Genomic DNA, 21,468 nt, shown 5'->3' with positions numbered 1-21,468 from the left:
CGGCCAGCAAGTGCTTTTGGTGTATGGGGTCAAGGCTCGTAAAATTGCGGAATAAAATCTAGAACATCATAGCTGCTGTGAACTTCAACAAAAAAGCCGAAGACTGACTTCGGCTTTTTTCTGCTGTGCATTTAGGCGTTATTTGTTTACCTTGCCGATATCGTACGACGTCATCCAAGGGGTTTTGCGCGACAGCGACTTGCCGGTATGGATGGACACAGACGGAGTCTCATCGTCTTTTACAAAGGTGGTGCGCAGCGAGTTTTCAGACTCTTTTTGTTGCTCATACCAGCCTTCGCCCAGGCATTGGCGGGTAAAATCCGATGCTTTTTGGTGGATTGCCAGAGCTGCGTCTTTATCCGCGTAGGTTTGCTGACAGCTATAGGCATAGGTGCGCTCGTGCAGGGCGCTGATCTGGCAGCTCTCGCCAACTAGGTGGTAACGGGATTGCCAGCTGTCGATAAACTTCGACTGGGTGCGTGCCATTTTCAAACCATCAAACTGATTGTCATAGGCCGACATAAGTGCCTGAATTTTATCGCAAGATGAAAGGTTATCGACATAGGTTTGTTGCTGTTTTTGCGCTGGACTGGCGCAGCCGGCGAGGAGAATAACGGCCGCTAATGCTGGGTAAATTGCTTTCATGGCAAACAGGTCCTTATTTGTAGTGGTCTAAGCATACAAAATCTCTGGGCGGTGTGGCAATGTAAAACACCCAGAGAGTGAATAATTGCCCACCTAAACAGCTATTTACTTATAAGTGCAGCTTTTTTGGGGCGCTGACCCGACTAATGCCGAGACTGCAACCGCGCCACCACATCCCCTAAGGACAATCCCTGGCGTTGCAGCAACACAATTAAGTGATACAGGAGATCGGCGGCTTCATCGGTGAGCTCATTATTGTCGTTTTTCATCGCCGCCAAGGCAACCTCAACCCCTTCTTCGCCTACCTTCTGGCAACTGCGGCTAAGCTCCTTGGCAAACAGCGACGCCGTGTAGCTTGTTTGTGGATCCGCATCCTTACGGTCGATGATGATTTGCTCCAGCTCGGCTAAAAAGCCCAAACTCGGCTTGGCGTCACCAAAGCAACTTTGGGTGCCCAGGTGGCAGGTGGGGCCTTGAGGATAGGCCATGATCAGAATCGAGTCCTGATCGCAGTCGGTGTAGATGGCTTCAACCTGTAAAAAGTGGCCGGAACTTTCGCCCTTGGTCCACAGGCGCTGCTTGGAACGTGAGTAAAAGGTGACTTTTTTCTGCTCCAGGGTGTGGGTAAGCGCCGCCTGATCCATAAATCCCTGCATGAGAATTTGCCCGGTAATAAAGTCCTGCACTAGGGCGGGGATCAAAGGGCACTTGGCAAAATTCACATCGCTTACATTGCTAATATCTATTCGCATAATCGAGTCGCTATCTTGTTATCGGCTAGGTGTTGTTTTAATTCGTTAATATTTATCAAGTTCTTATGAAATACACTGGCGGCCAGGGCGCCATCAACCTGGGCCTTTTTAAAAACCTCACTGAAGTCGCTGATTTTTCCAGCGCCGCCGGAGGCAATCAAGGGCACATGGCAGATATCCCGTACTTTGGTTAATTGTTCAATGTCGTAGCCTTTGCGCACACCATCTTGGTTCATGCAGTTTAGTACGATTTCGCCGGCGCCGAGAGCTTGCACTTGCTCAACCCATTCCAGAGTATTGTAGCGGGTGCGCGATGAACTGTTGGGATCGCCGGTAAGCTGATACACCAGGTATTCACCGCTTTGGGCATCAAAAAAGCTGTCGATGCCGACGACCACGCATTGTTTGCCAAATTCGTCGTGTAACTCGCGAATAAGCTCGGGACGGGCAATGGCCGGGCTATTGATACTGATTTTATCGGCGCCACTTTCAAGCACCCGCGCCGCATCGGCGACGGACTTGATGCCACCGGCAACGCAAAACGGGATATCGATATTGCGGGCTATATGCTCGACCCAGTTGACATCAAGTAGGCGTTTTTCCACACTGGCGCTGATTTCATAAAACACCAGCTCATCGGCGCCGGCATCGCTATAGGCCTTGGCCAGCTCAAGAATATCGCCGACGATTTCATGGCCTTTGAACTGAACGCCCTTAACGACCTGACCGTCTTTAACATCCAAACAGGGGATTATGCGCTTTGATAACATACTAATGCCTCCTCAACCGTAAAGGCGCCATCAAGCAGGGATTTGCCCAAGATCACCCCTTGGGTGCCAATTTCTTTTAAGCGACGAATATCCGCCAACGAGCTGACACCACCGGAGGCCTGAATGCGTAGATTGGGGTTATGCGCTTGCAGTTGCTCGTACAAAGTAAAGGAAGGGCCGCTCATGGTGCCGTCTTTGCTGATGTCGGTGCATAAAAAGTCTTTCACCCCCATCTCAGCGTAAAAATCGATAAGCTCAAACAAGGAGACATCACCACTTTCCAACCAGCCATGGGTGGCGGGCATCCAGCCCTTTTCGGTGTTATTCACATCCAGGGCAATGACAAATTTCGGTGCACCGTATTGATTTATCCAGCTTGCCACTTCTTGTTGGTTATTGACCGCTTTTGAGCCAATCACCACCTGTGCGGCGCCAGCTGTGAGCCACTGCTCAACGTCATCGCCACTGCGAATGCCGCCGCCGACCTGATAGCCGACGCTGAGCGCCTTGGTGGCGGCCTGAATTTGTCGCCATTGCTTCTTGCTTGGATCTCGCGCCCCTTCTAAATCAACCAAGTGCAGCTTTTGTGCGCCCTGTTGTTGGTATTCCATTAGCCGATCGGCCAGGTCAAAGGGATAGAACTGGGCGGTGTCGTATTTGCCCTGAAATAAACGCACGATTTGTTGTTGTAATACATCTAATGCTGGAATAATCATAATGCGTCCTTAAAGCCGCCAGTCGATAAAATTTTGTAGTAAGCGCGCACCCACTTTGGCACTGCGCTCCGGGTGAAATTGCATCCCGGCATAGTTGTCCTGGGCGACCATGGCCGAAAACGTTTGGCCGTATTCGCTGGTAGCCAAGGTCGCCTGGTTACAACCATGAGCGAAGCTGTGAACAAAGTACACCTGATCGTCATCCTGAACCCCCTTGGTCAGCGGGTGCGTTTTGGTGATCTTTAGGGTATTCCAGCCCATGTGCGGGGCGCTTAAATTCCCCACCTCAAGCTCGTCGACGGCGCCGGGAATGATGCCTAAACAGGGGGTGTCGCCCTCGGCCGTGTGCTCGCACTGTAACTGCATGCCCAAACAAATGCCCAGTAACGGCCTTTGGTATTCCCTAATGGCTTCTTGCCAGCCGCCGTTAATCAGGCGCGCCATGGCCACCTTGGCATGGCCCACTCCCGGTAATACGGCACGCTCATAGCCCCTTAGTTGCTCAGCGTCGGTGATCACATCAACCTGAGTATGTAAACGCTCAAAGGCAAAGCGCACCGAATTGATATTGGCGCAGCCGGTGTTGATTATGGCTATCATAAAACCCCCTTGGAGCTGGCCGTTTGTTGCGAGCTGTCTTTGCTGATGGCCATGCGCAGCGCCCTGGCGAAGGCCTTAAACAGGCCCTCAACCTGGTGGTGGCAGTTACCTGGGGTGACACTTAAAATCAGCGACAGGGCGGCATTATCGCTAAGACTTTTAAAAAAGTGTTCGACCATTTGTACATCCATATCGCCGACTTTTTCACGGCTAAAATCGGCATTTAACACAAACGAAGCGCGACCGGATAAGTCGATTTGCGCTTCGGCCTTGCACTCGTCCATCGGCAGGGCAAAGCCATAGCGGGCAATTTGCGACTTGGTGCCAAGAGCCTGGCGCAGCGCCTGACCCAAGGCGATGCCTACATCTTCTACCAGGTGGTGCTCGTCTATGTGCAAATCGCCGCTGGCCTTAATATCCAAGTAAATATTGGCGTGGGTGCGGATCTGATCAAGCATATGGTCGAAAAAGCCAAGCCCAGTGCTGATTTCGCCACTTTTATTGGCGTCCAGGTTTAGTGCCACGGCAATTTGCGTTTCCTTGGTATCGCGGCTGACGGCGCCTTGGCGGTCGGCGGTAGTCAAGCGAGTGACGATTTGCGCCCAGTTATCCTGATATAAAATGCCCTGCATACAGAGGTTTTCCGCCAGTTGAATATCGGTCTGACGGTCGCCAATGACATAGGACTTGGCGATATCTACCTTGCCTGAGCGCATTAAGTCGACCAGCAAACCGGTTTTTGGTTTACGGCATTGGCAGTTGTCGCCATCGAAGTGTGGGCAGATCAGCACGTCTTCAAAGTGAATACCTTGAGAGGTAAAGAGTTCCATCATTTTGTTGTGCGGCGCATCGAAGTCCGCCTGCGGAAAACTGTCCGTGCCCAGGCCATCTTGGTTAGACACCATCACCAGGCGATAGCCGGCCGCTTGTAGGGCGAGCATCGCTGGGATAACACCGGGTAACAAGGCTAATTTCTCTAGGCTGTCGACTTGCTTATCGCTGATAGGCTCTTCAATCAGGGTGCCGTCGCGGTCAATAAATAAATAGGGATTGCTCATATTAGTTCCTAAAAATTGCCTTACTAGGGTCTGCTTATCTTTGGGGTTTACTTTATGTTCAATCTAAACGCATTCTGATGAATTTAGCACTAACCTATAAGGCATAATTCATCCATGAAGCTTGGTTACATCGTGCATCCATGCACTCACCTCGCTAAGCTGCGAAGCATTGCTTCGGTCTTGCTCGCCTATGTACATAGCGAGCAACACAGAGCAGGATGCGTTTAGATGAACCCATAGGGCAGCGCTTGTAGCGTATTTCTACTGTGTTGTTACATGTTCATGTAGAATAACTACACCACACATGTGCCGCCTTGTATAAATCCGCTACAAACGGCTGCAGAAACAAACAACAAAGGTCAACAGACCCTATTGGTTTGTCGCTGTGGAGCCGGTTAGTGAGTCCAGCCAGGCTTTGACCTCACCGAGCTCCTGCTCATTGCCGATGGAAATACGCAGCCAGTTGTCCTGGCCATAAAGGGTAAAGGGGCGCATGACCAGGCCCTGCTGATAGGCAATGGCAATGGCGTTTTTGTCTTTAAGTTGCAAGGTAACGAAGTTGCCCTTACCTTTGAGCACCCGAGTGACCGCATCGCTTTGTTCAAGCCACTGCTGCAGGCGTGATTTAAGGGCATTTAAAATGTCTACCTGGCGGCGCATCGACGCTATGTTAGAGGTACTCAGCGCTTGCGCAGTGATATCGGCCACCACGGTGGATACCGGGTAGGGCGCTAAGACCTTACGTAGTGGTGCCAATACCTGGGTGTTGGCCAGGGTAAAACCTGTGCGCAGACCGGCTAAGGCAAAGGCTTTGGACAGGGTGCGTAGCACCACCACATTGGCGTAGTCAGCCAGTAATGACACCGCGCTTTGCTCAGGGCAAAACTCGATATAGGCTTCATCAACCACCACTAGAGCGCTGCTTGTTAGGCGCGCGGCAATGGCGGCGATTTTATCTTGGCTTACCAAGGCGCCGGTGGGGTTATTGGGGTTACAGATAAACACCAGCTTGGCATCGCCAACCTGGGTGCAAATCTCATCCACATCTCCTTGGAGCAATAATTCCTGGCTTAGGGTATTGAGCGCGACATTATGGGTATCGGCGGTGACCTTGTACATGCCGTAGGTGGGCGCAAAAATGGCGATGCTGTCTTTTGCGCTCTGGCAGAAGGTGCGTACCAGCAGCTCTATGCCTTCATCGGCGCCTCGGGTCATCACCACCTGCTCTGGCGCTAAGCCCACATAGTCAGCGTAGGCCTGGATCACCTGCTGCGGCTGCGGATCCGGATAGCGGTTGAGCGCCTGACCACTGAGTTTATATTCGCGGGTGTACGGACTTTCATTGGCGTTAAGCCAGGTTGAGCCGCTGAGCTTTTCGCTTTTCGCCGAACTGTAGGCGCTGAGGTCGGCAATATTTTTCGGCAATAGGCCTGGTGGCAACCTCAGGGTATCGCTTTGTTTTACGTCGGTGCTCACTGTTTCTCTCCTAAACGGATGCGAACGGCATTGGCGTGAGCGTCGAGCCCTTCTGCTGCAGCCATGGGAATAATTGCTTTTGCCAAATCGGCCAAACCGCTTTTGGTGACGGTTTGCACCGTATAGGTACGATAAAAATCAAGCAGGCTCAGGCTTGAATACACCTTTGAGTAGCCGTACGTAGGCAAGACGTGATTGGTACCAGAGGCATAATCACCCGCCGACTCAGGGGTGTAATCGCCTACAAAAATCGAGCCGACATTCTTAATCTTAGGCAAGAACTCGGCGCTTTCGCCAAGTTGCAAAATTAGGTGCTCGGGCCCGTATAGATTTGAGACTTCAACTGCCTGGGCAATGCTTTGCACCTTGATAAGCGCCGAGTTCTCAAGGGCTGCCTTTGCAATCTCGGCGCGTGGCAGGGTTTTTAACTGCTCTGCCAGTGCCTTTTCTGTAGCCGCTATCACCTCGGCGCTGTCGCTAAGGAGAATAACCTGAGAGTCTGGGCCGTGCTCCGCTTGAGAGAGCAGATCCGCAGCAATAAATTCACCATTGGCTCGGGCATCGGCAATAACCAAAACCTCGGAAGGTCCGGCGGGCATATCTATGGCCAACCCGGGCACCTGCTGGGCGCACAATTGCTTGGCCATGGTCACATAGGCATTGCCCGGGCCGAAAATTTTATTGACCTTGGGCACGGTGTCTGTGCCATAGGCCAGGGCGGCAATGGCCGGTGCGCCACCGATTTGCAGCACCTGCTTAATACCGCACAGGCTTGCCGCGTAGAGAATGGCCGGGGCAATAGCGGTATCGCCCTTGACTGGGGTGGCCAGCACCACAGTCTGCGCGCCGCTAATTTGCGCCAGCACGCCTTGCATCAATACCGAGGAAGGCAGCGGCGCACTGCCGCCTGGCACGTATATGCCAACGGCATCTATGGCCTGGTAGCGCAACTCACAGGCCACTCCGGGCTGGGTGCTTAGGCTGATGTTCTTTGGCACCTGGGCCAGGTGAAAACGGCGAATATTATTGTACGCCTGTTTTATCGCATCCTTGAGTTCGGTATCAAGCTGCTTTTCGGCATCGTCAAAATCAAGGTCGCTGCAAAGCAGAGGTGCATCTGTTGCACGGCCATCAAAGCGCTTGGCATAGTCGCGAAGTGCGCTGTCGCCATCGCTTTGTACGCGCTTGAGTATGTCCTCGCACACGGGGCGCACGTTATCGGCGGCGCTCACCGCCGGACGCTGTAGCATCACTTTTTGTGCTGCTGGGCTAAGGGTATTCCAGTCAATCACGGGCCGTTACTCCATCATTTTTTCTATGGGCATAACCAGGATGGAATTGGCGCCGAGGGCTTTTAGCGACTCCATGGTTTCCCAAAACAGAGTCTCGCTGCTGACCATGTGCAGAGCCACATATTCTTCGCTGCCAGCCAAAGCCAGTAGAGTAGGTTGACCTGTGCCGGGTAACAGGGCGCACACCTCATCAAGCTTGGCTTTAGGGGCGTGCATCATGATGTATTTGCTTTCTTTGGCTTGTTTTACACCGCGAAGGCGAGGCATAAGTTTGTCGATGAGCGCCAGCTTGCCTGCATCCTTGAGCATTTCGTTTTGAATTAAACAGGCGTTGGACTCCAAAATGGTGTCGCCCTGCATAAGGCCATTGGCCTCCAAGGTGGCGCCGGTTGAGACCAGATCGCAAATGGCATCGGCCAGACCCGCACGTGGGGCGACTTCAACGGAGCCGGTTAGCATCACCACGCTGGCATCTATGTCTTCGCGCTCCAGGTATTTGCTTAGGATCTCGGGGTAGGTGGTAGCGATGCGCTTGCCGGAAAACCAGGATTTATCCTGTTTACCAAGCTCCTGGGGCCAGGCCAGCGCCAGACGGCAGTAACCAAAATCGAGCTTGGCCAGCTTTTTTACCGAGCCTTTGTTGCCACTGCGGGCGCGCTCGGCCTGGGCTTCTTCAAGGACGTTTTCACCGACTATGCCTAGGTCGCAAACACCATCCATCACTAAACCCGGAATATCGTCATCCCGCACTCTTAGTACATCTATGGGCATGTTGGTGGCGTGGGCGATAAGGCGTTGTTCGCGCAGGTTTAATTTAATGCCCAATTGCTTAAGCAGCTCTTGGCAGTCTTTAGACAAGCGCCCTGACTTTTGGATTGCGATACGTAAACGGTTGTTGTTGCTCATAATTCATTTCCTAAGTTATAAAACTAAAAACCCCGAGGGATCCTCGGGGCGAAAATGAATCTGGTTTTTTAGTCGCGCCGGAGGTTCCTTTTAGGAATAACCCCCCAGCGAAATACCTGACAGGCTATTCGATGATGTGGCGATGATGATGAATAGTGGTTGTCAGTGTATAAGTCATGTTTGCGCTCGTATTGTTGCTAAACTGAAATAAGTGATTAAGTTCGTTTATAGATAAACACAGAGTTTGCATTTGTTGCAACTAATTTTTTTTATAGCGTTAAAGTCTAATCTATAACTGTCGATAATATAGGCAGGGTTATCAGAAAGTGCGGAGCGTGCCTATGGATATTATGATCCCCTTTATGGGGCGTATTACCCGCCTTGAAGTGCAGCACAAGGAGGCATTTCATGTTGCTGGGGTAAAGGATGACAAGGTTGCTAAGGTGCGTAACGAGCGTAAGCGGCTTGGTGCACAGCGGGGTCAGGAAACTTTTGTGGATGAGCGTAATGGTAGCACTGAGCAAGGCAAGGATGGGTCTCCTCGCCTTGATGTATGGGCGTAACTAGCGCTTAGAAATACAAGTGTTCTTTGATTTCACCGTCCACTTTAATTTCACACTTATCGCCTGATTTTTGCTGTGAGGCTTGAACTATGCCGGCTATCATGCCGAACTTGCCGCCGCGCTCTTGCAATACAGAGCCAAAGTAGCAATAGGTGCTGATATCTTCGCCCTGATAGGCCGTGCTTAGGTTAAGGGTTGGAGTATAAGGTGCGAAGCGACCTTTCATCACCGGCTCGCCGTTAATGCTTACTTCCAAATGATTTTTATCGACATTGTAGACGCCGCCAAAAGTCATCTCGGCGCCATTGATGGTAACCACTTTATCTTGTGCTACACGAGGTGGCGTGCTGCCACAACCGGCTAAAGTAAAGGCTGCTGCAAGGACACAGGTTAGACCAATTTTTTTCATATATAAATCCTTTTAGTTCATAGTATTAGTTTATAAATTGAACATGCGCTAGAGTACACAAAAAGAGGTACAAAGCCAAGACTTGATACGCAAGTTGGAGTCGATTTAATTTTCGGCTATGATCGGCGCCTATTTTGTCTTTGCTGGCGCCTTTAATTTAATCCCACTATGAGCATAGAGCAGCTTTTCTCCCCCACCGGCCCCCTGGCGCTGGCCTTTAAAGGTTATCGCCCCCGCCAGGCGCAAATTGATATGGCCAAGGTGTGTGATTCGGCGCTTAAAAATGCCGAGCAAGTGGTGGTTGAGGCCGAAACCGGCACAGGTAAAACTTTTGCTTACTTGCTGCCGGCGCTGACCAACAAGGGCAAGTATATTATTTCCACCGGCTCCAAGGCGCTGCAAGAGCAGCTGTATCACCGCGATTTACCCACTGTTTACAAGGCCCTTGGCAGCGCCAAGAAAAAAGCCCTGCTCAAGGGGCGCAGCAACTATGTATGTCATTATCGCCTAAACCAGCATGTCGCTCATGTGCCCAGCGATGACACGGATATTATGCATCAACTGGCCATGGTAGCTAAGTTTGCCGGGGAAAGCCGCAGCGGCGATATTGCCGACTGCCCGGGCATAGAAGACGATGCCAAGGTGCTTCCCTATGTCACATCGACCGCGGATAATTGCCTGGGCAAGGAATGTCCGGACTTTGATGCCTGCTTTCTTCGCAAGGCCCGTTTACGTGCCGCTGAGGCAGATATTGTGGTCATTAACCACCACCTGTTTTTTGCCGATATGGCGGTCAAAGAAAGTGGCTTTGCCGAATTATTGCCTGGCGCCGACGGTTATATCTTCGATGAAGCTCATCAGTTGGCGGATATCGCCAGCGATTATTTTGGCGAGAGCGTGTCAACGAAAAAGGTGTTTGCTTTTATCACCGACGCCCGCATGCTTTATCGCACCGAATTACGGGATATGCTGCAACTAGGTAAAACTCTGGATAAGCTTGAATCGGCAACCATGGACTTGCGCCTGCAGTTGCCCCATGACGGCGGGCGCGGTGACTGGCGTCAGGCCCTAAGCAACAAGCCCTTATGTGACGCGGTACACAGAGTCAGTAAAGATCTGCAGTTTTTAAATCAGGTGCTTAAACTTGCTCTGGAGCGCAGTGAGCTGGTGGAGCCCTTGTTAGAGCGCCTAATGAGCCTGATAGCACAATTCGAGCGGGTGTTCGATGTGGCCCCAAGCGGTTATAGCTACTGGTATGAGGCCAGCCGCCGCCATGTCAGTATACATATCACGCCTTTGAATATTGCCGCCAAGTTTAAGGCCATGCTGGCCGAGCGCGAAGCCGGTTTTGTATTTACGTCGGCAACCCTGTCGGTCAACAATAATTTGGCGCATTTTAGCGATGCCCTTGGGCTTTCTCCGGCGCATCAGTTGATGTTGGCCAGCCCTTTTGATTATCAGCAACAGGCGCTTTTTTGTTTGCCGCGTTATTTACCGCCGGCCAATTCACCGGAAATGCCACGGGCCTTGGTGGGAATTTGCCAGCAGGTGATTAAGGCAGCCAAGGGTCGTTGTTTCTTGTTGTTTACCTCATACCGGGTGATGTACATGGTGGCCGAAGTATTGTGTCAGCAAATGGAGTACCCGGTATTTGTCCAAGGGCAGATGTCTAAGCGCTTGCTGTTGGAGCGTTTTACCCGCCATGGTAATGCGGTATTAATGGGCACCGCCTCTTTTTGGGAAGGGGTGGACGTACGCGGTAGTGCCCTTAGCTGCGTGGTGATAGACAAGCTGCCCTTTATCGCCCCGGACGATCCCCTGCTACAGGCGCGTATGCAGGAATGCGAACGTGGCGGCGGCGATCCCTTTGCGCAAATTCAATTGCCACGTGCCGTTATCTCCCTAAAACAAGGGGTCGGCCGTTTGATCCGCGATAGCCAAGATCGCGGTGTTTTAGTATTATGTGACAACCGCGTTGTGACCCGAGACTATGGCCAGGTATTTTTGCAAAGCCTGCCTAATATGCGTCGTTGTCGCGATATGAATCAAGTGACCGCCTTTTTACAAACTATAGAGTAACTATGAGCCAAACCATCCTAGCCCTTGACGCCTCGACCGAAGCCTTATCGCTTGCCTTATTGCATCAAGATAAACTCTATCACTTTTTTGAAGTGTGCCCGCAGCAGCACAGCCAGCGTATTCTCGATGAAATCGATGCACTGCTAAAACAGGCAAATTGCGATATTGGGGATGTGGATGTAATTGGTTATTGTCAGGGCCCGGGCAGTTTTACCGGGGTTCGCATCAGTGTTTCTGTTGCCCAAGGTTTGGCCTTTGCTACCAAGACTCCGGTTATAGGTGTTTCATCGCTGGCCATGATGGCGCAACAGGCAATGAGCGAGCGCGGTGCCAGTACCGTATTGGCGGCCATAGATGCGCGCATGGGTGAGGTATATCTTGGTGCTTATGAGGAAAAAGACGGTTTAGCTCAGTTAGTTGGCGAACAACAGGTGCTAGAACCTGCTGCCGTCACCAGCCCATTTAGCGCTGCAGTGGCCGTGGGTACGGGGTGGCAAACCTACACGGATTTGGCCGCAAGTTTGAGCCAGGTTGACGTGGACAAGGAAATCACCTTGCCCGATAGCCGCTATATGTTGCCCCTGCTGGCAAGCGAATTTGCCAAGGGCAATGTGGGCGATGCCGCGTCGGCGCAGCCTGTGTATGTGCGCGACACGGTAACTTGGAAAAAACTACCGGGTAAGGAATAAATATTGCGCATATCGGCGCTTTGTATCACACTGAAAATGTGTCTTTTATCATAAGCTAGTTCATGTCTATTCGCCGTATCAGCCAAGCCCCAGCGAGTGCGCACCAGGTTCAACCTCAGGCGCGCACGAATAAGCTGGAGCGAGAAACCAGCCCCGAGAGTGCTCAGGGTAAGGTTAATAACTCGCAGCATGGGCGCGAGTTGGCCGAGGCCCTGTATCGGCAAACCATCTACGACCAACCCAGAGATAACCGCACCAGCGCCGCTATTGCCACTTACCGTGAATATGCTTTTTTGCAGCGCCGAGAAGAAGTGCAGGCCATGCTCCATGTCAGCCTGTACGTTTAATACGTCAGCTTTTCGCCTGTCGCAACAGCTCTTTTAGTCATCTGTACATTTTGCAAGTTATGATAATGCGTTGTTAATATGTGGACAATATCAGTATTAAGAGTTACTTTAGGGACAAATAAAAATAAGAATAAGTTAGTATTATTGTGCACCAACGCGTATTTGCAGTGTTTACCCGCGGAGCTGCCAAACTAGCCGCCAATACGGTCATTTTATCCTTGCGTGAGGGGTATATTGCCCTTATCCCATTTTTTGTGATGGCGGCCTTGGTAACCCTGGTTACGCACTGGTTGAATTATGAAGACCTGGGCGCTCGTTATGTATTTTTGAGCTCGTTTAATGTCTTGGTCTGGACCTTGTTCCCCCTAACCACCTTGCTTTCCTTTAGTTATTACCTGGCTAAAAACCTCAAGCTCAATACCATAGCCGTGCCTATTTTGGTGCTGACTTGTTTTACCCTGGCCACGGGTTATATTTATGTGCTCGATGATGGCAGCATAGGGATTAATAATCGCGCTGGTGTGCTCTACACCATTTTAATGCCTATTTTTTGTTGTTATACCATGCGTGCCATTTTACGTGCACGCTGGCTGCGTATTATGCCCGTTGGCAATATCAGCTTGTTTTTGGTCAAGCACCTGAATTTAATGTTTCCTTATATTTTGGTGGTGCTTGCCACCTTTATGCTGCTCCCCATGCTTGATTCTATGCTTGGCTCGGCACTGAGTCAGCTTAACGAGCTGCAGAGTCAGTGGAGCGGCAATGAAAAGCTTACCATGCAATTGTTGAGCGCCCATGTGCTGTGGTTATTCGGCATTCATGGCGACTATGCTTATCAGATTATGGCCGCACCGCAGATGAGCGACTATATGCTGAGCTTTGCTATGGACGGACAAAGCTATATCAATGCCTTTGTCTTGCTCGGTGGCTCAGGTTGTATCTGGGGCTTGTTGATCGCCTGCCTAATGCAGGGGCGGGGTACTCATGAAGCCAGTATTGCCAGGCTTGGCTCGCCGCTGGCGCTGTTTAACCTTAGCGAGATCCTAGTCTACGCCTTGCCTTTAGTGTTAAACCCTTATTTTGTTGTGCCTTTTATTATGGTGCCCTTGATTAATGCCTTGCTGAGTAACCTGGTGATTGGTCAGGGCTGGTTACCCTTGGTTGCCGGGGCGGATATTCCCTGGTTTACACCTGTGTTTATGAGTGGTTATTTGGCCACCGGCAGTGTAATTGGGGTACTTTGGCAGGCGCTGCTTATTGCGTTAAGCACCTTAATCTATTTGCCTTTTGTAAAGGCCAATAGAGAGCACAATGTCAGTGGTCGACAGCTGGATATGCTGGTTAAAAGAGTGAGCGCCGGTCGTCAGCTGGAGCGCCAAGCTGAGACACATTTCGCCAAACTGGACAGCGAAAAATTTGCCGAGCAAAAACGCCTGACCGAGGTCATAGAAACCCTCAAAGACGGTGCTTTATGCCTGTATTATCAGCCAAAAATCTGTAAGCGAAGCAAGCGTATCCTCGGCTTTGAAGCGCTGCTGCGCCATAAACAAAGCGATGGCACCATTATTAGCCCCTGGTTTATTGATGTGTTGGATCGTTTTCAAATGATGGATGTGGTCGACAGCTTTGTAATTGACCAATTGGAGCTGGATCTACAGCAATTCCATCGCCATCAATTGGCGCCTAAAATCAGCTTTAATATATCTCCGCGCAACCTTATCTATCGCCGCTACAAGCGTGTGATCCGCGCCTTTAGCAAGTTTCCAGATCAGGTTGAGGTGGAGATTTTGGAGTCTTCCTATGTGGATGATTTTAGCCGTACTCAGGAGGTCGTGGCTAAATTGCAAAGTCAGGGGATCCGCTGTGCAGTGGATGATTTTGGCACAGGCTATTCCTGTTTGAGTTTACTCAGTAAACTTAATGTCGACACCATTAAGTTCGATCGCAGCTTGTTGCCAAGCGATGAGAAAGACTCAGCCATTATTCTATATCAAAGCCTGAGCCAATTGTGCCATAAGCTGGGTTTTGAGGTGGTGGCTGAGGGCATAGAATCAGACTTCCATGTCGATTTTATTACCCCTTTACCGGTCAAGCAGTTACAGGGTTATTACTTTGACCGTCCACTGACTTTAGAGCAGGCAATACTTAAGTTTGCCGAGCAGGGCTTGGCGACTCCAGTGCCAATCACACAGGATTTACCTGCAACCGAAAGTAAAAAAGCCGCTCTATGAGCGGCTTTTGAGTCTTCAGTTTTCAGTAGGGTTGTTAAACTATGTTAACAAGCAAGTTAAACAGTAACCCAATATTATAAAGATATCAACATTGTTATTGTTTGTTAATGAATGATATTAACTTTGTGGCGATATCAACGTTATTTTGTGAGCCGATAAACTGTTCGTGACCCACACCATGAGCGAATACCTGCACATCGACACCGGTATGACCTGAAGTTGTCCAGCCGGTAAAGCTGGCCTCGTTGATTAGTTTTTTCACCGTCAATACCAAGGCTTCTTCATCTACTTGTTTCGCATGAGTGAGTAACACCTCAATATCTTTGCTGTAGGCCATACCCGTGTCGGCTTGCCATTGCTCCTGCATATTGTCGCTGGTCATCAGGCGCTCGGCTATTACCTCGGCGGTGGCCTGCACACCCTTGATCACATCTGCTTGCCATTTATACTGACCTTGTGCACCTATGGTTAAACCACCGGTGGAGTGATCGGCTGTGACCACTAATAAGGTATCGGGGTTTTTAGCAATATAGTCCTTGGCGACCTTGATGGCTTGGGCAAAGTCGTGCATTTCTGCCATGGTACAGGCGATATCATTGGCATGGCCGCACCAGTCGATTTGACTGCCTTCGATCATCATAAAAAATGGCTGCTCGTTTTGTTCTAACAAAGACAGGGCCTTATGAGTCATCTTGGACAAACGCAGCGGGTCGCTATCAAGGGCAAAGGGCAGACCTTTGGCGGCATACAGACCTAGGGCTGGCACCTGTTCAATTTGCTCAAGTTGGGCAAAGTTATCGCTATACTGATAACCGGCGGCGATAAACTCATTGACTAGGTTTCTATCTTCGCGGATAAAGTATTGAGTGCCGCCGCCAAGCATCAGATCTACCGGCAGTTTGCCGTTGATTTTATTATCGATATAGTCATTGGCTATGGCGTCATAATTGTATCTGGCCTCATTATGAGCGGCGAAGCTGGCGGGCGTTGCATGGTTTATTTGCGAGGTGGCCACCAAAGCCGTGGTCATGCCTTTTTCCTTGGCGATTTCGAGCATGGTTTTTAATTTTTGCTTTTGGGTGTCTACGGAAACCGCACCATTATAAGTCTTGTTCGCCGTGGCCAAGGCGGTGGCAGCGGCGGCTGAGTCGGTCACCACTGTGTCATCATCCGGGTAGGTGTGCGCCATACCTGTGAGCATAGAATCAAATACTGTGCTCTCAACGGCGGGGGTGCTTGGGTCGTCCTGATAGTAGCGGTAAGCCGTGGTGTAGGCAGGTCCCATGCCGTCGCCAATCATGTATATTATATTTTTTGGTGTTGGCGTATTGGCGCTGGCAAAAAAGCTGGCGAAAGAAAGCGCAGCTAAAGTGAATGTAGGTTTCATATCAAAGTCCTATTGTCAGTTGTTGTCATTCTATACCCTGGACTATGAAAATAAACCGCCTTGCGGTGAAATGGAGTTGTTTTGCATACATTTTCAATAAATACCCGAGCTCTAACCTTATGCGGCCTGAGCAATAATCAACAGACCTTGGGTTTGCATCAAGATGATGTAGTGATTGCCTGTCATGGCTGGCAGGATAACAGCGGTAGTTTTGCGCCCTTGATGCGGGAGTTATCTTTGAGCCTGCCATTTTATGCCTTTGACTGGGCCGGGCATGGTTTATCTCAGTGGCGCCACCCTCAGGCGCACTATTACTTTATTGATTATGTTGATGATTTACATCAGATAATAAGCCAGTGTCAGGCGCGAAGGGTGCATCTTGTCGGCCATTCTTTAGGGGCCATGGTGGCTTCTTTATATGCGGCCTGCTTTGGTGAGCACATCAGTAGTTTAACCCTGATTGAAGGTATCGGCCTTGTATATGCCGAGCCCGAAGAAGCCAAGGCCCTGCTTATTCGCGCCTTAGCGCAGCGGGCACGGGGTGAAAAAATACGTGAATACCCAAGTGCCGCTGATTTAATAGCCCGGCGCCTGGCAATCAGCGACTTTGATGAATCGGTAGGCAATGAATTAATGGCTCGCAATATAGAGCCGGGCCCAAAAGGGGGAGTACGGCTGCGCACCGACCCACGGATTAAGCATTATTCTGCTTTTCGTTACAGTGAGGCTCAGGCCCATGCTCTGCTCGATATTATAGATGTGCCGACTTTGCTTATTAAAGGCACCGCAGGCTATTCTATGGTGCACCAAAATGAGCATAAATTTGCTCATCATTACAGTCAGTTAAGTGCTAAAGTAGTAGCAGGAGGCCACCATTGTCATATGCAGAGCGCCTCTGAGTGCGCAGAGCTTATTGGTGCACATTTGCGTCAAAGTGGCGCAAGATAATTGTAACTTTGCCGTAATTATGGGAATATCGCAAAAATTAGAGCTTTTGCTCAATTGTTAAAAATTACAACTTAGATTAAGGTTAGTAGTGCGATTAATTGGCCGCGAAGCGACTGGCTATAAGCACATCAGTTTGGCGTCGTGCCTGATCACGCCGAGACTCATGACTTCTAAGATAAACCATTATAAGAACAAATTAATAGGAGCCTAGTGTGGAGAAAATCTGGCTTAAGCGTTATCCAAAGGGTTGCCCAGAAACCATAGACCCCGCTCATTACGATTCTTTACTGACTCTGTTTGAAAAAAGTTTTAGTGACTTTGCCGACTTGCCGGCATTTAAAAATATGGGAGCGGCCCTGAGCTATCAGCAGCTCGACGAAGCGACCAAGAAGCTTGCTTCATATATTAACAATGATCTGGGCCTTAAGCCCGGCTCTAAAGTTGCCGTGATGATGCCCAACCTGCTGCAAACACCTGTGAGTATTCTCGGTGTATTACGTGCCGGTTGTGTAGTGGTTAATGTAAACCCGCTTTATACGGCGCGTGAACTTGAGCATCAGTTGAATGACTCAGAAGCGGACGCCATCTTTATTCTTGCCAACTTTGCCCATACCCTGGAAAAAGCCATTGCCAACACTCAGGTTAAGCATGTGATCGTCACCGAAGTGGGTGATATGGTCGGCGGCCTGAAAAAGCATCTGGTTAACTTTGTGGTCAAATACATCAAGAAGATGGTGCCGGCCTATCAGCTTAAAAACACTATTCCTTTTACTGAGGTGATGAAAAAGGGCAATGCGGCTACTTATCAGCGCCCGCATGTGACCTTGGATGACCTTGCCTTTTTGCAATACACAGGTGGTACAACCGGTGTATCAAAAGGCGCCATGCTGACCCATGGCAATATGGTGGGCAACCTGGAGCAGGTATCCGGCTGTTTAGGTAATATTTTAGAGCGTGGTAAAGAAATCGTGGTTACCGCCTTACCTCTGTACCATATCTTTGCGCTAACGGCGAACTGCCTGACCTTTATGAAGTACGGCGGTATGAACCTGTTGATCACCAACCCGCGTGATATGAAGGGCTTTGTAAAAGAGCTGAAAAGCAACAAGTTCACCGTGGTGACTGGGGTAAATACCCTGTTTAACGGCCTGCTTAACACAGATGGTTTTGCCGATATCGACTTCTCAAACCTAAAAATATCCCTAGGTGGTGGCATGGCGGTGCAACGCCCGGTGGCAGAGCGCTGGCAAAAAGTGACAAGCTCCCGTTTGGTGGAAGGCTACGGCTTAACCGAATGTTCGCCATTAGTGACCGTTAGCCCATACGACCTTGAAGCCTACAATGGCTCAATCGGTTTGCCTGCGCCTAGCACCGACATCAAATTGATGCTGGATAATGGCGAAGAAGCGCCGAAGGGCGAGCCCGGTGAACTCTGGGTGAAAGGCCCGCAGGTAATGAAGGGCTATTATAATCGTCCCGATGCCACCGCCGAGTGTTTAAAGGATGGTTGGTTTGCTACCGGTGATATCGCTACTTACGATGACGAAGGCTTCTTCTATATCGTTGACCGTAAAAAAGATATGATCCTGGTTTCCGGTTTTAACGTCTTCCCGAATGAAATCGAAGAAGTGATCGCCGATCACGAAGGCGTGCTGGAAGTGGCCGCCGTGGGCGTGCCCCACGAGGTCAGCGGTGAACAAGTTAAAGTATTTGTCGTTAAAAAAGATCCGTCTTTAACGGAAAAAGATATAATAAAGCATTGTCGTGATAACCTGACTAATTATAAGGTACCCAAGTTGGTTGAATTCCGTGATGAATTACCAAAGACCAACGTCGGGAAAATACTGCGACGCGCATTAAAAGACGAACAAAAATAGCGATGAACAAACCGGCAAATAGCCGGTTTGTTTTTTAAGGAGTACAGGTGGAATATCAGTTAATTACTGAGCAAGGGGCGTTGGACACATTTGTCGACGCAATCAGCAAGGCTAAGGTGCTCGCAATAGACACCGAGTTTATGCGCAGGCGTACACTGTACCCAGAAATAGCACTTTTACAGGTGTTTGACGGTCAGCACCTGGCCTTGATCGATCCGCTGGCGGAGCTAGATTTCAGCACTCTATGGGCATTATTACAAAAGCCCGAGGTGTTAAAGGTATTGCACTCACCTTCGGAAGATATCGAAGTATTCCAAAATTTTGCCGGCTTTGTCCCCACTCCCTTATTCGATACCCAATTTGCCCTGCAGCTTTTAGGCTCAGGCAACTGCATGGGTTTTGCCGCCATGGTCAATGCGCGCCTGGGGATTGAAATTGATAAAAGCGAGTCGCGCACCAACTGGCTGCAAAGGCCACTGCGCGAAAGCCAACTGACTTATGCCGCCGCCGATGTTGCCCACTTACTGCCTTGTTTCGAGCAAATAGTTGAAGAGATCAACGCCAAGGGCTGGTTCGATATTGTTATTGCCGAGTCTCAACTTATTTCGCAAAAACGCGCCTTTTCCACTCCAGATGAGCTTTTGTACCGCGATGTGAAAGGTGCCTGGCAATTGTCACCAAGGGATTTGGCGGCACTGCGTGAGCTGGCTATGTGGCGACGAGAGAAAGCTCAGCGTAAGAATCTGGCGCTGAACTTTATTGTCAAAGAAGTAAACATGGTGGAAATTGCCAAACGCCGCCCCAGCTCTTTAAACAGCATGCGCAATATTCCTGGCGTGGATGCCATGGAAGTGAATCGCTCGGGCCGAGAAATGCTGGCTTGTATCGAGCGCGCCAAGAAGCTCAGCGACGAGCAACTACCGCCTCGGGTGATGCGCTTGATGGACTATCGCGGTTATAAGCAGGCAGCCAAGGAGATTAAGCAAAAGATCACCGCGGTGAGCAAAACCACTCATATTCCCGCCGATGTTTTTGCCAGTAAAAAGCAGATCAACCAGCTTATTAGCTGGAATTGGAAGCTCACGGACGATGAGCGTCAAATCTTAATGGCACCGGATATTTTGCAGCCTTGGCGCAGTGAATACTTAAGTGAAGCACTGGTAAAGTGGCTACCTGGAGCACAGAAGTAGGGGAGGCAGAGCAGATGAAGTATCAGGGAAAGATTGAACAATGGAATGACGATAAAGGTTTTGGTTTTGTGCAGTCTAATGGCGGCGGCGAGCGCTTATTTGTACATATCAAGGCCTTTAAAAAACGTAACCGACGACCGCAAAACGGCGATTTAATCGTCTACAAAGGTGCCCGTGATAAGCAAGGACGAGCGCAGGCGGTGGACATCAGTTTTGCTTCGGATCATAAACGTCAGGCAACAAAAAAGCCCGGACAAGCGAGGACAATGGGTAGCATCACAGTAACTATGGGCTGCCTGTTTATCGCCGGTGTTATTATGCTTGGCAAGTTACCCCTGTGGTTTATCCCGCTCTATCTGGTTCTGAGCCTGGTTGCTTTTATCGCTTATGGTCGTGATAAAGCCAAGGCCAAGAATAACCAATGGCGCACACCGGAAAGTACCTTGCATCTATTTGCTTTACTCGGCGGTTGGCCCGGTGCTTTTCTGGCACAAAACAAATTCAGGCATAAGTCTAAAAAAGGCTCGTTTTTGTTTGGCTATTGGTTATGTGTGCTGGCGAATCTTGCTGCCGTGGCTTGGTTATGCTCCAGTGAAGGGCAAATCTTGCTAAGCAAGATTAGCTTGCTTTAGATCTATGTTGTGGGTCGGTGCTTCGCGCCGACATGGAACGGCATCGCATCTTTGTCGGGATAAAATCCCGACCTACAGGGCATTAGAAATGATACGAATAGCTCATTACTATGGCTTCAGAGACTGGGTTGGTCTCGCCAAATCCGGCATTGGAAATATGGCCTATTTCTGCGCGAACCCTGTGCTCTTGGGTGATCTTATACTTGATGAATAAATAACTGTAAAACTCCAGGTCGTAGCCGAGCGAGTCCAAATTATGGGCATAACCCACATGGCTGGCAACCCCCCAACTCCAATCATCATTGATTTTAAAGGCCTTAGCGGCACCTAAACCGTAATATTTCTGGTCATGCTCGGCAAAAATAACCAGCACACGGGGCTGCAGATCCCATAAATCCTGTAAGGGTGCGTGTTCATAATTTGCATGCACCGCAAACTCATCGAATTGATCAAATAAGGCCCAGCCGGCAATGCCAATGCTTACCGATGACGTGTCATCGTCTGCAAAAGCGGGGGGAGGTGAGTAAAACCAGTAAAGCAACACAAAGGATAGTTCGTTTCATTAAAGCGGTATCCGTAAAATTTATTAGGTTTTAGACAGATGTTCTTTTGTCCGTGCGCTTACTATCGACTAATACCGCCTAGCCAGATTTATCCTTCATTTAGTGTTGTCGCTATTAGGCAAGTTTTCCAACTTTAAAAGCAGGTTTATAAAATGGCAATTTTTGAGCTTAAAAACGTGCAATAGCCGGCTTTAGTGCTACTGCGTGAGCAGGATTAAAATGCAAAAAGGTCGACTTAGGTGTTCTAGTCGTTAATTTCCTTTAAATTCACTATTTCCTTCTAAACAAACAGCGAAGATGAGCTACAAAACCTGGGTTTGAATCCTGATTTATTGTAT

At 49.8% G+C, this 21,468-nt stretch carries 21 protein-coding genes; 9 read left to right on the top strand and 12 right to left on the bottom strand.

The genetic code is table 11. The features are described 5' to 3' along the window. Nucleotides 1-138: 138 nt before the first annotated feature. The 9 genes from WCN91_RS10325 to hisG form a co-directional block, all read right to left on the bottom strand. On the bottom strand, nucleotides 139-645 hold the full coding sequence (locus WCN91_RS10325; RefSeq protein ID WP_342678751.1) for a hypothetical protein: 507 nt from the start codon (nucleotides 643-645) through the stop codon (nucleotides 139-141). A 143-nt stretch (nucleotides 646-788) separates the two neighbouring features. Next, nucleotides 789-1,397, bottom strand: a complete 609-nt coding sequence (gene hisIE, locus WCN91_RS10320; protein WP_342678749.1) for a bifunctional phosphoribosyl-AMP cyclohydrolase/phosphoribosyl-ATP diphosphatase HisIE — start codon at nucleotides 1,395-1,397, stop codon at nucleotides 789-791. Beyond that, nucleotides 1,388-2,167: an imidazole glycerol phosphate synthase subunit HisF gene (gene hisF / locus WCN91_RS10315; RefSeq protein WP_342678747.1), complete on the bottom strand. Its 780-nt coding sequence runs from the start codon at nucleotides 2,165-2,167 to the stop codon at nucleotides 1,388-1,390. The genes hisIE and hisF overlap by 10 nt, the downstream gene beginning before the upstream one ends. Continuing rightward, nucleotides 2,149-2,883, bottom strand: a complete 735-nt coding sequence (locus WCN91_RS10310; protein ID WP_342678745.1) for a 1-(5-phosphoribosyl)-5-[(5-phosphoribosylamino)methylideneamino] imidazole-4-carboxamide isomerase — start codon at nucleotides 2,881-2,883, stop codon at nucleotides 2,149-2,151. Before WCN91_RS10310 ends, hisF begins: the two co-directional genes overlap by 19 nt. A gap of 9 nt (nucleotides 2,884-2,892) precedes the next feature. After that, complete coding sequence (gene hisH / locus WCN91_RS10305; protein WP_342678743.1) at nucleotides 2,893-3,483, bottom strand: imidazole glycerol phosphate synthase subunit HisH; 591 nt, start codon at nucleotides 3,481-3,483, stop codon at nucleotides 2,893-2,895. Further along, on the bottom strand, nucleotides 3,480-4,541 hold the full coding sequence (gene hisB / locus WCN91_RS10300; RefSeq protein WP_342678741.1) for a bifunctional histidinol-phosphatase/imidazoleglycerol-phosphate dehydratase HisB: 1,062 nt from the start codon (nucleotides 4,539-4,541) through the stop codon (nucleotides 3,480-3,482). Before hisB ends, hisH begins: the two co-directional genes overlap by 4 nt. Before the next feature lie 369 nt (nucleotides 4,542-4,910). Then, on the bottom strand, nucleotides 4,911-6,017 hold the full coding sequence (hisC, locus tag WCN91_RS10295; RefSeq protein ID WP_342678739.1) for a histidinol-phosphate transaminase: 1,107 nt from the start codon (nucleotides 6,015-6,017) through the stop codon (nucleotides 4,911-4,913). Beyond that, nucleotides 6,014-7,309, bottom strand: coding sequence for a histidinol dehydrogenase (hisD, locus tag WCN91_RS10290; protein WP_425416033.1), 1,296 nt, complete (start codon nucleotides 7,307-7,309; stop codon nucleotides 6,014-6,016). Before hisD ends, hisC begins: the two co-directional genes overlap by 4 nt. Nucleotides 7,310-7,315: 6 nt before the next feature. Next, complete coding sequence (gene hisG / locus WCN91_RS10285) at nucleotides 7,316-8,215, bottom strand: ATP phosphoribosyltransferase (protein ID WP_342678737.1); 900 nt, start codon at nucleotides 8,213-8,215, stop codon at nucleotides 7,316-7,318. A gap of 341 nt (nucleotides 8,216-8,556) precedes the next feature. Between hisG and WCN91_RS10280 the strand changes: the two genes are divergently transcribed. Continuing rightward, nucleotides 8,557-8,778, top strand: a complete 222-nt coding sequence (locus tag WCN91_RS10280) for a hypothetical protein (RefSeq protein WP_342678735.1) — start codon at nucleotides 8,557-8,559, stop codon at nucleotides 8,776-8,778. 7 nt (nucleotides 8,779-8,785) lie between these two features. Here the strand turns inward: WCN91_RS10280 and WCN91_RS10275 are convergent, their stop codons facing one another. Further along, entirely contained in the window at nucleotides 8,786-9,187 is a 402-nt protein-coding gene (locus tag WCN91_RS10275; protein WP_342678733.1) for a hypothetical protein, read from the bottom strand. Between the two features lie 168 nt (nucleotides 9,188-9,355). On the opposite strand from WCN91_RS10275, the gene yoaA reads away from it, so the two are divergent. From yoaA to WCN91_RS10255, 4 genes are all read left to right on the top strand, one after another. Then, complete coding sequence (gene yoaA, locus WCN91_RS10270) at nucleotides 9,356-11,266, top strand: DNA repair helicase YoaA (protein ID WP_342678731.1); 1,911 nt, start codon at nucleotides 9,356-9,358, stop codon at nucleotides 11,264-11,266. 2 nt (nucleotides 11,267-11,268) lie between these two features. Beyond that, the gene (gene tsaB / locus WCN91_RS10265; protein WP_342678730.1) at nucleotides 11,269-11,955 is read left to right on the top strand and encodes a tRNA (adenosine(37)-N6)-threonylcarbamoyltransferase complex dimerization subunit type 1 TsaB; all 687 of its coding nucleotides are present in this window, start codon (nucleotides 11,269-11,271) and stop codon (nucleotides 11,953-11,955) included. A gap of 62 nt (nucleotides 11,956-12,017) precedes the next feature. Continuing rightward, nucleotides 12,018-12,302 (top strand): hypothetical protein, encoded by a 285-nt coding sequence (locus WCN91_RS10260; protein WP_342678728.1) that lies wholly within the window; start codon nucleotides 12,018-12,020, stop codon nucleotides 12,300-12,302. A 146-nt stretch (nucleotides 12,303-12,448) separates the two neighbouring features. Further along, complete coding sequence (locus WCN91_RS10255; RefSeq protein ID WP_342678726.1) at nucleotides 12,449-14,533, top strand: EAL domain-containing protein; 2,085 nt, start codon at nucleotides 12,449-12,451, stop codon at nucleotides 14,531-14,533. A gap of 94 nt (nucleotides 14,534-14,627) precedes the next feature. Here WCN91_RS10255 and WCN91_RS10250 read toward each other — a convergent pair whose 3' ends face one another. Then, nucleotides 14,628-15,920, bottom strand: coding sequence for an alkaline phosphatase (locus WCN91_RS10250; protein WP_342678724.1), 1,293 nt, complete (start codon nucleotides 15,918-15,920; stop codon nucleotides 14,628-14,630). A gap of 81 nt (nucleotides 15,921-16,001) precedes the next feature. Here WCN91_RS10250 and WCN91_RS10245 point away from each other — a divergent pair, with 81 nt between their 5' ends. The 4 genes from WCN91_RS10245 (at nucleotide 16,002) to WCN91_RS10230 (ending at nucleotide 20,567) form a co-directional block, all read left to right on the top strand. Next, nucleotides 16,002-16,868, top strand: a complete 867-nt coding sequence (locus WCN91_RS10245; RefSeq protein WP_342678722.1) for an alpha/beta fold hydrolase — start codon at nucleotides 16,002-16,004, stop codon at nucleotides 16,866-16,868. A 212-nt stretch (nucleotides 16,869-17,080) separates the two neighbouring features. Then, nucleotides 17,081-18,745 carry a long-chain-fatty-acid--CoA ligase FadD gene (gene fadD / locus WCN91_RS10240; protein ID WP_342678720.1) on the top strand — a complete coding sequence of 555 codons (1,665 nt, stop codon included), beginning with the start codon at nucleotides 17,081-17,083 and terminating at the stop codon, nucleotides 18,743-18,745. A gap of 47 nt (nucleotides 18,746-18,792) precedes the next feature. Continuing rightward, the gene (rnd, locus tag WCN91_RS10235) at nucleotides 18,793-19,935 is read left to right on the top strand and encodes a ribonuclease D (protein WP_342678718.1); all 1,143 of its coding nucleotides are present in this window, start codon (nucleotides 18,793-18,795) and stop codon (nucleotides 19,933-19,935) included. A 14-nt stretch (nucleotides 19,936-19,949) separates the two neighbouring features. Next, nucleotides 19,950-20,567 (top strand): DUF1294 domain-containing protein, encoded by a 618-nt coding sequence (locus WCN91_RS10230; protein ID WP_342678716.1) that lies wholly within the window; start codon nucleotides 19,950-19,952, stop codon nucleotides 20,565-20,567. 82 nt (nucleotides 20,568-20,649) lie between these two features. On the opposite strand, the gene WCN91_RS10225 is transcribed toward WCN91_RS10230, so the two are convergent. Further along, the gene (locus WCN91_RS10225) at nucleotides 20,650-21,111 is read right to left on the bottom strand and encodes an acyloxyacyl hydrolase (RefSeq protein ID WP_342678714.1); all 462 of its coding nucleotides are present in this window, start codon (nucleotides 21,109-21,111) and stop codon (nucleotides 20,650-20,652) included. Between the last annotated feature and the right edge of the window lie 357 nt (nucleotides 21,112-21,468).

The organism is Pseudoalteromonas qingdaonensis, assembly GCF_038739665.1.
In the GTDB taxonomy this organism is placed as follows: Bacteria; Pseudomonadota; Gammaproteobacteria; order Enterobacterales; family Alteromonadaceae; genus Pseudoalteromonas; species Pseudoalteromonas qingdaonensis.
The sequence above is the reverse complement of the archived record's forward strand: the minus strand, read 5'-3'. Positions and strand labels throughout refer to the sequence as shown.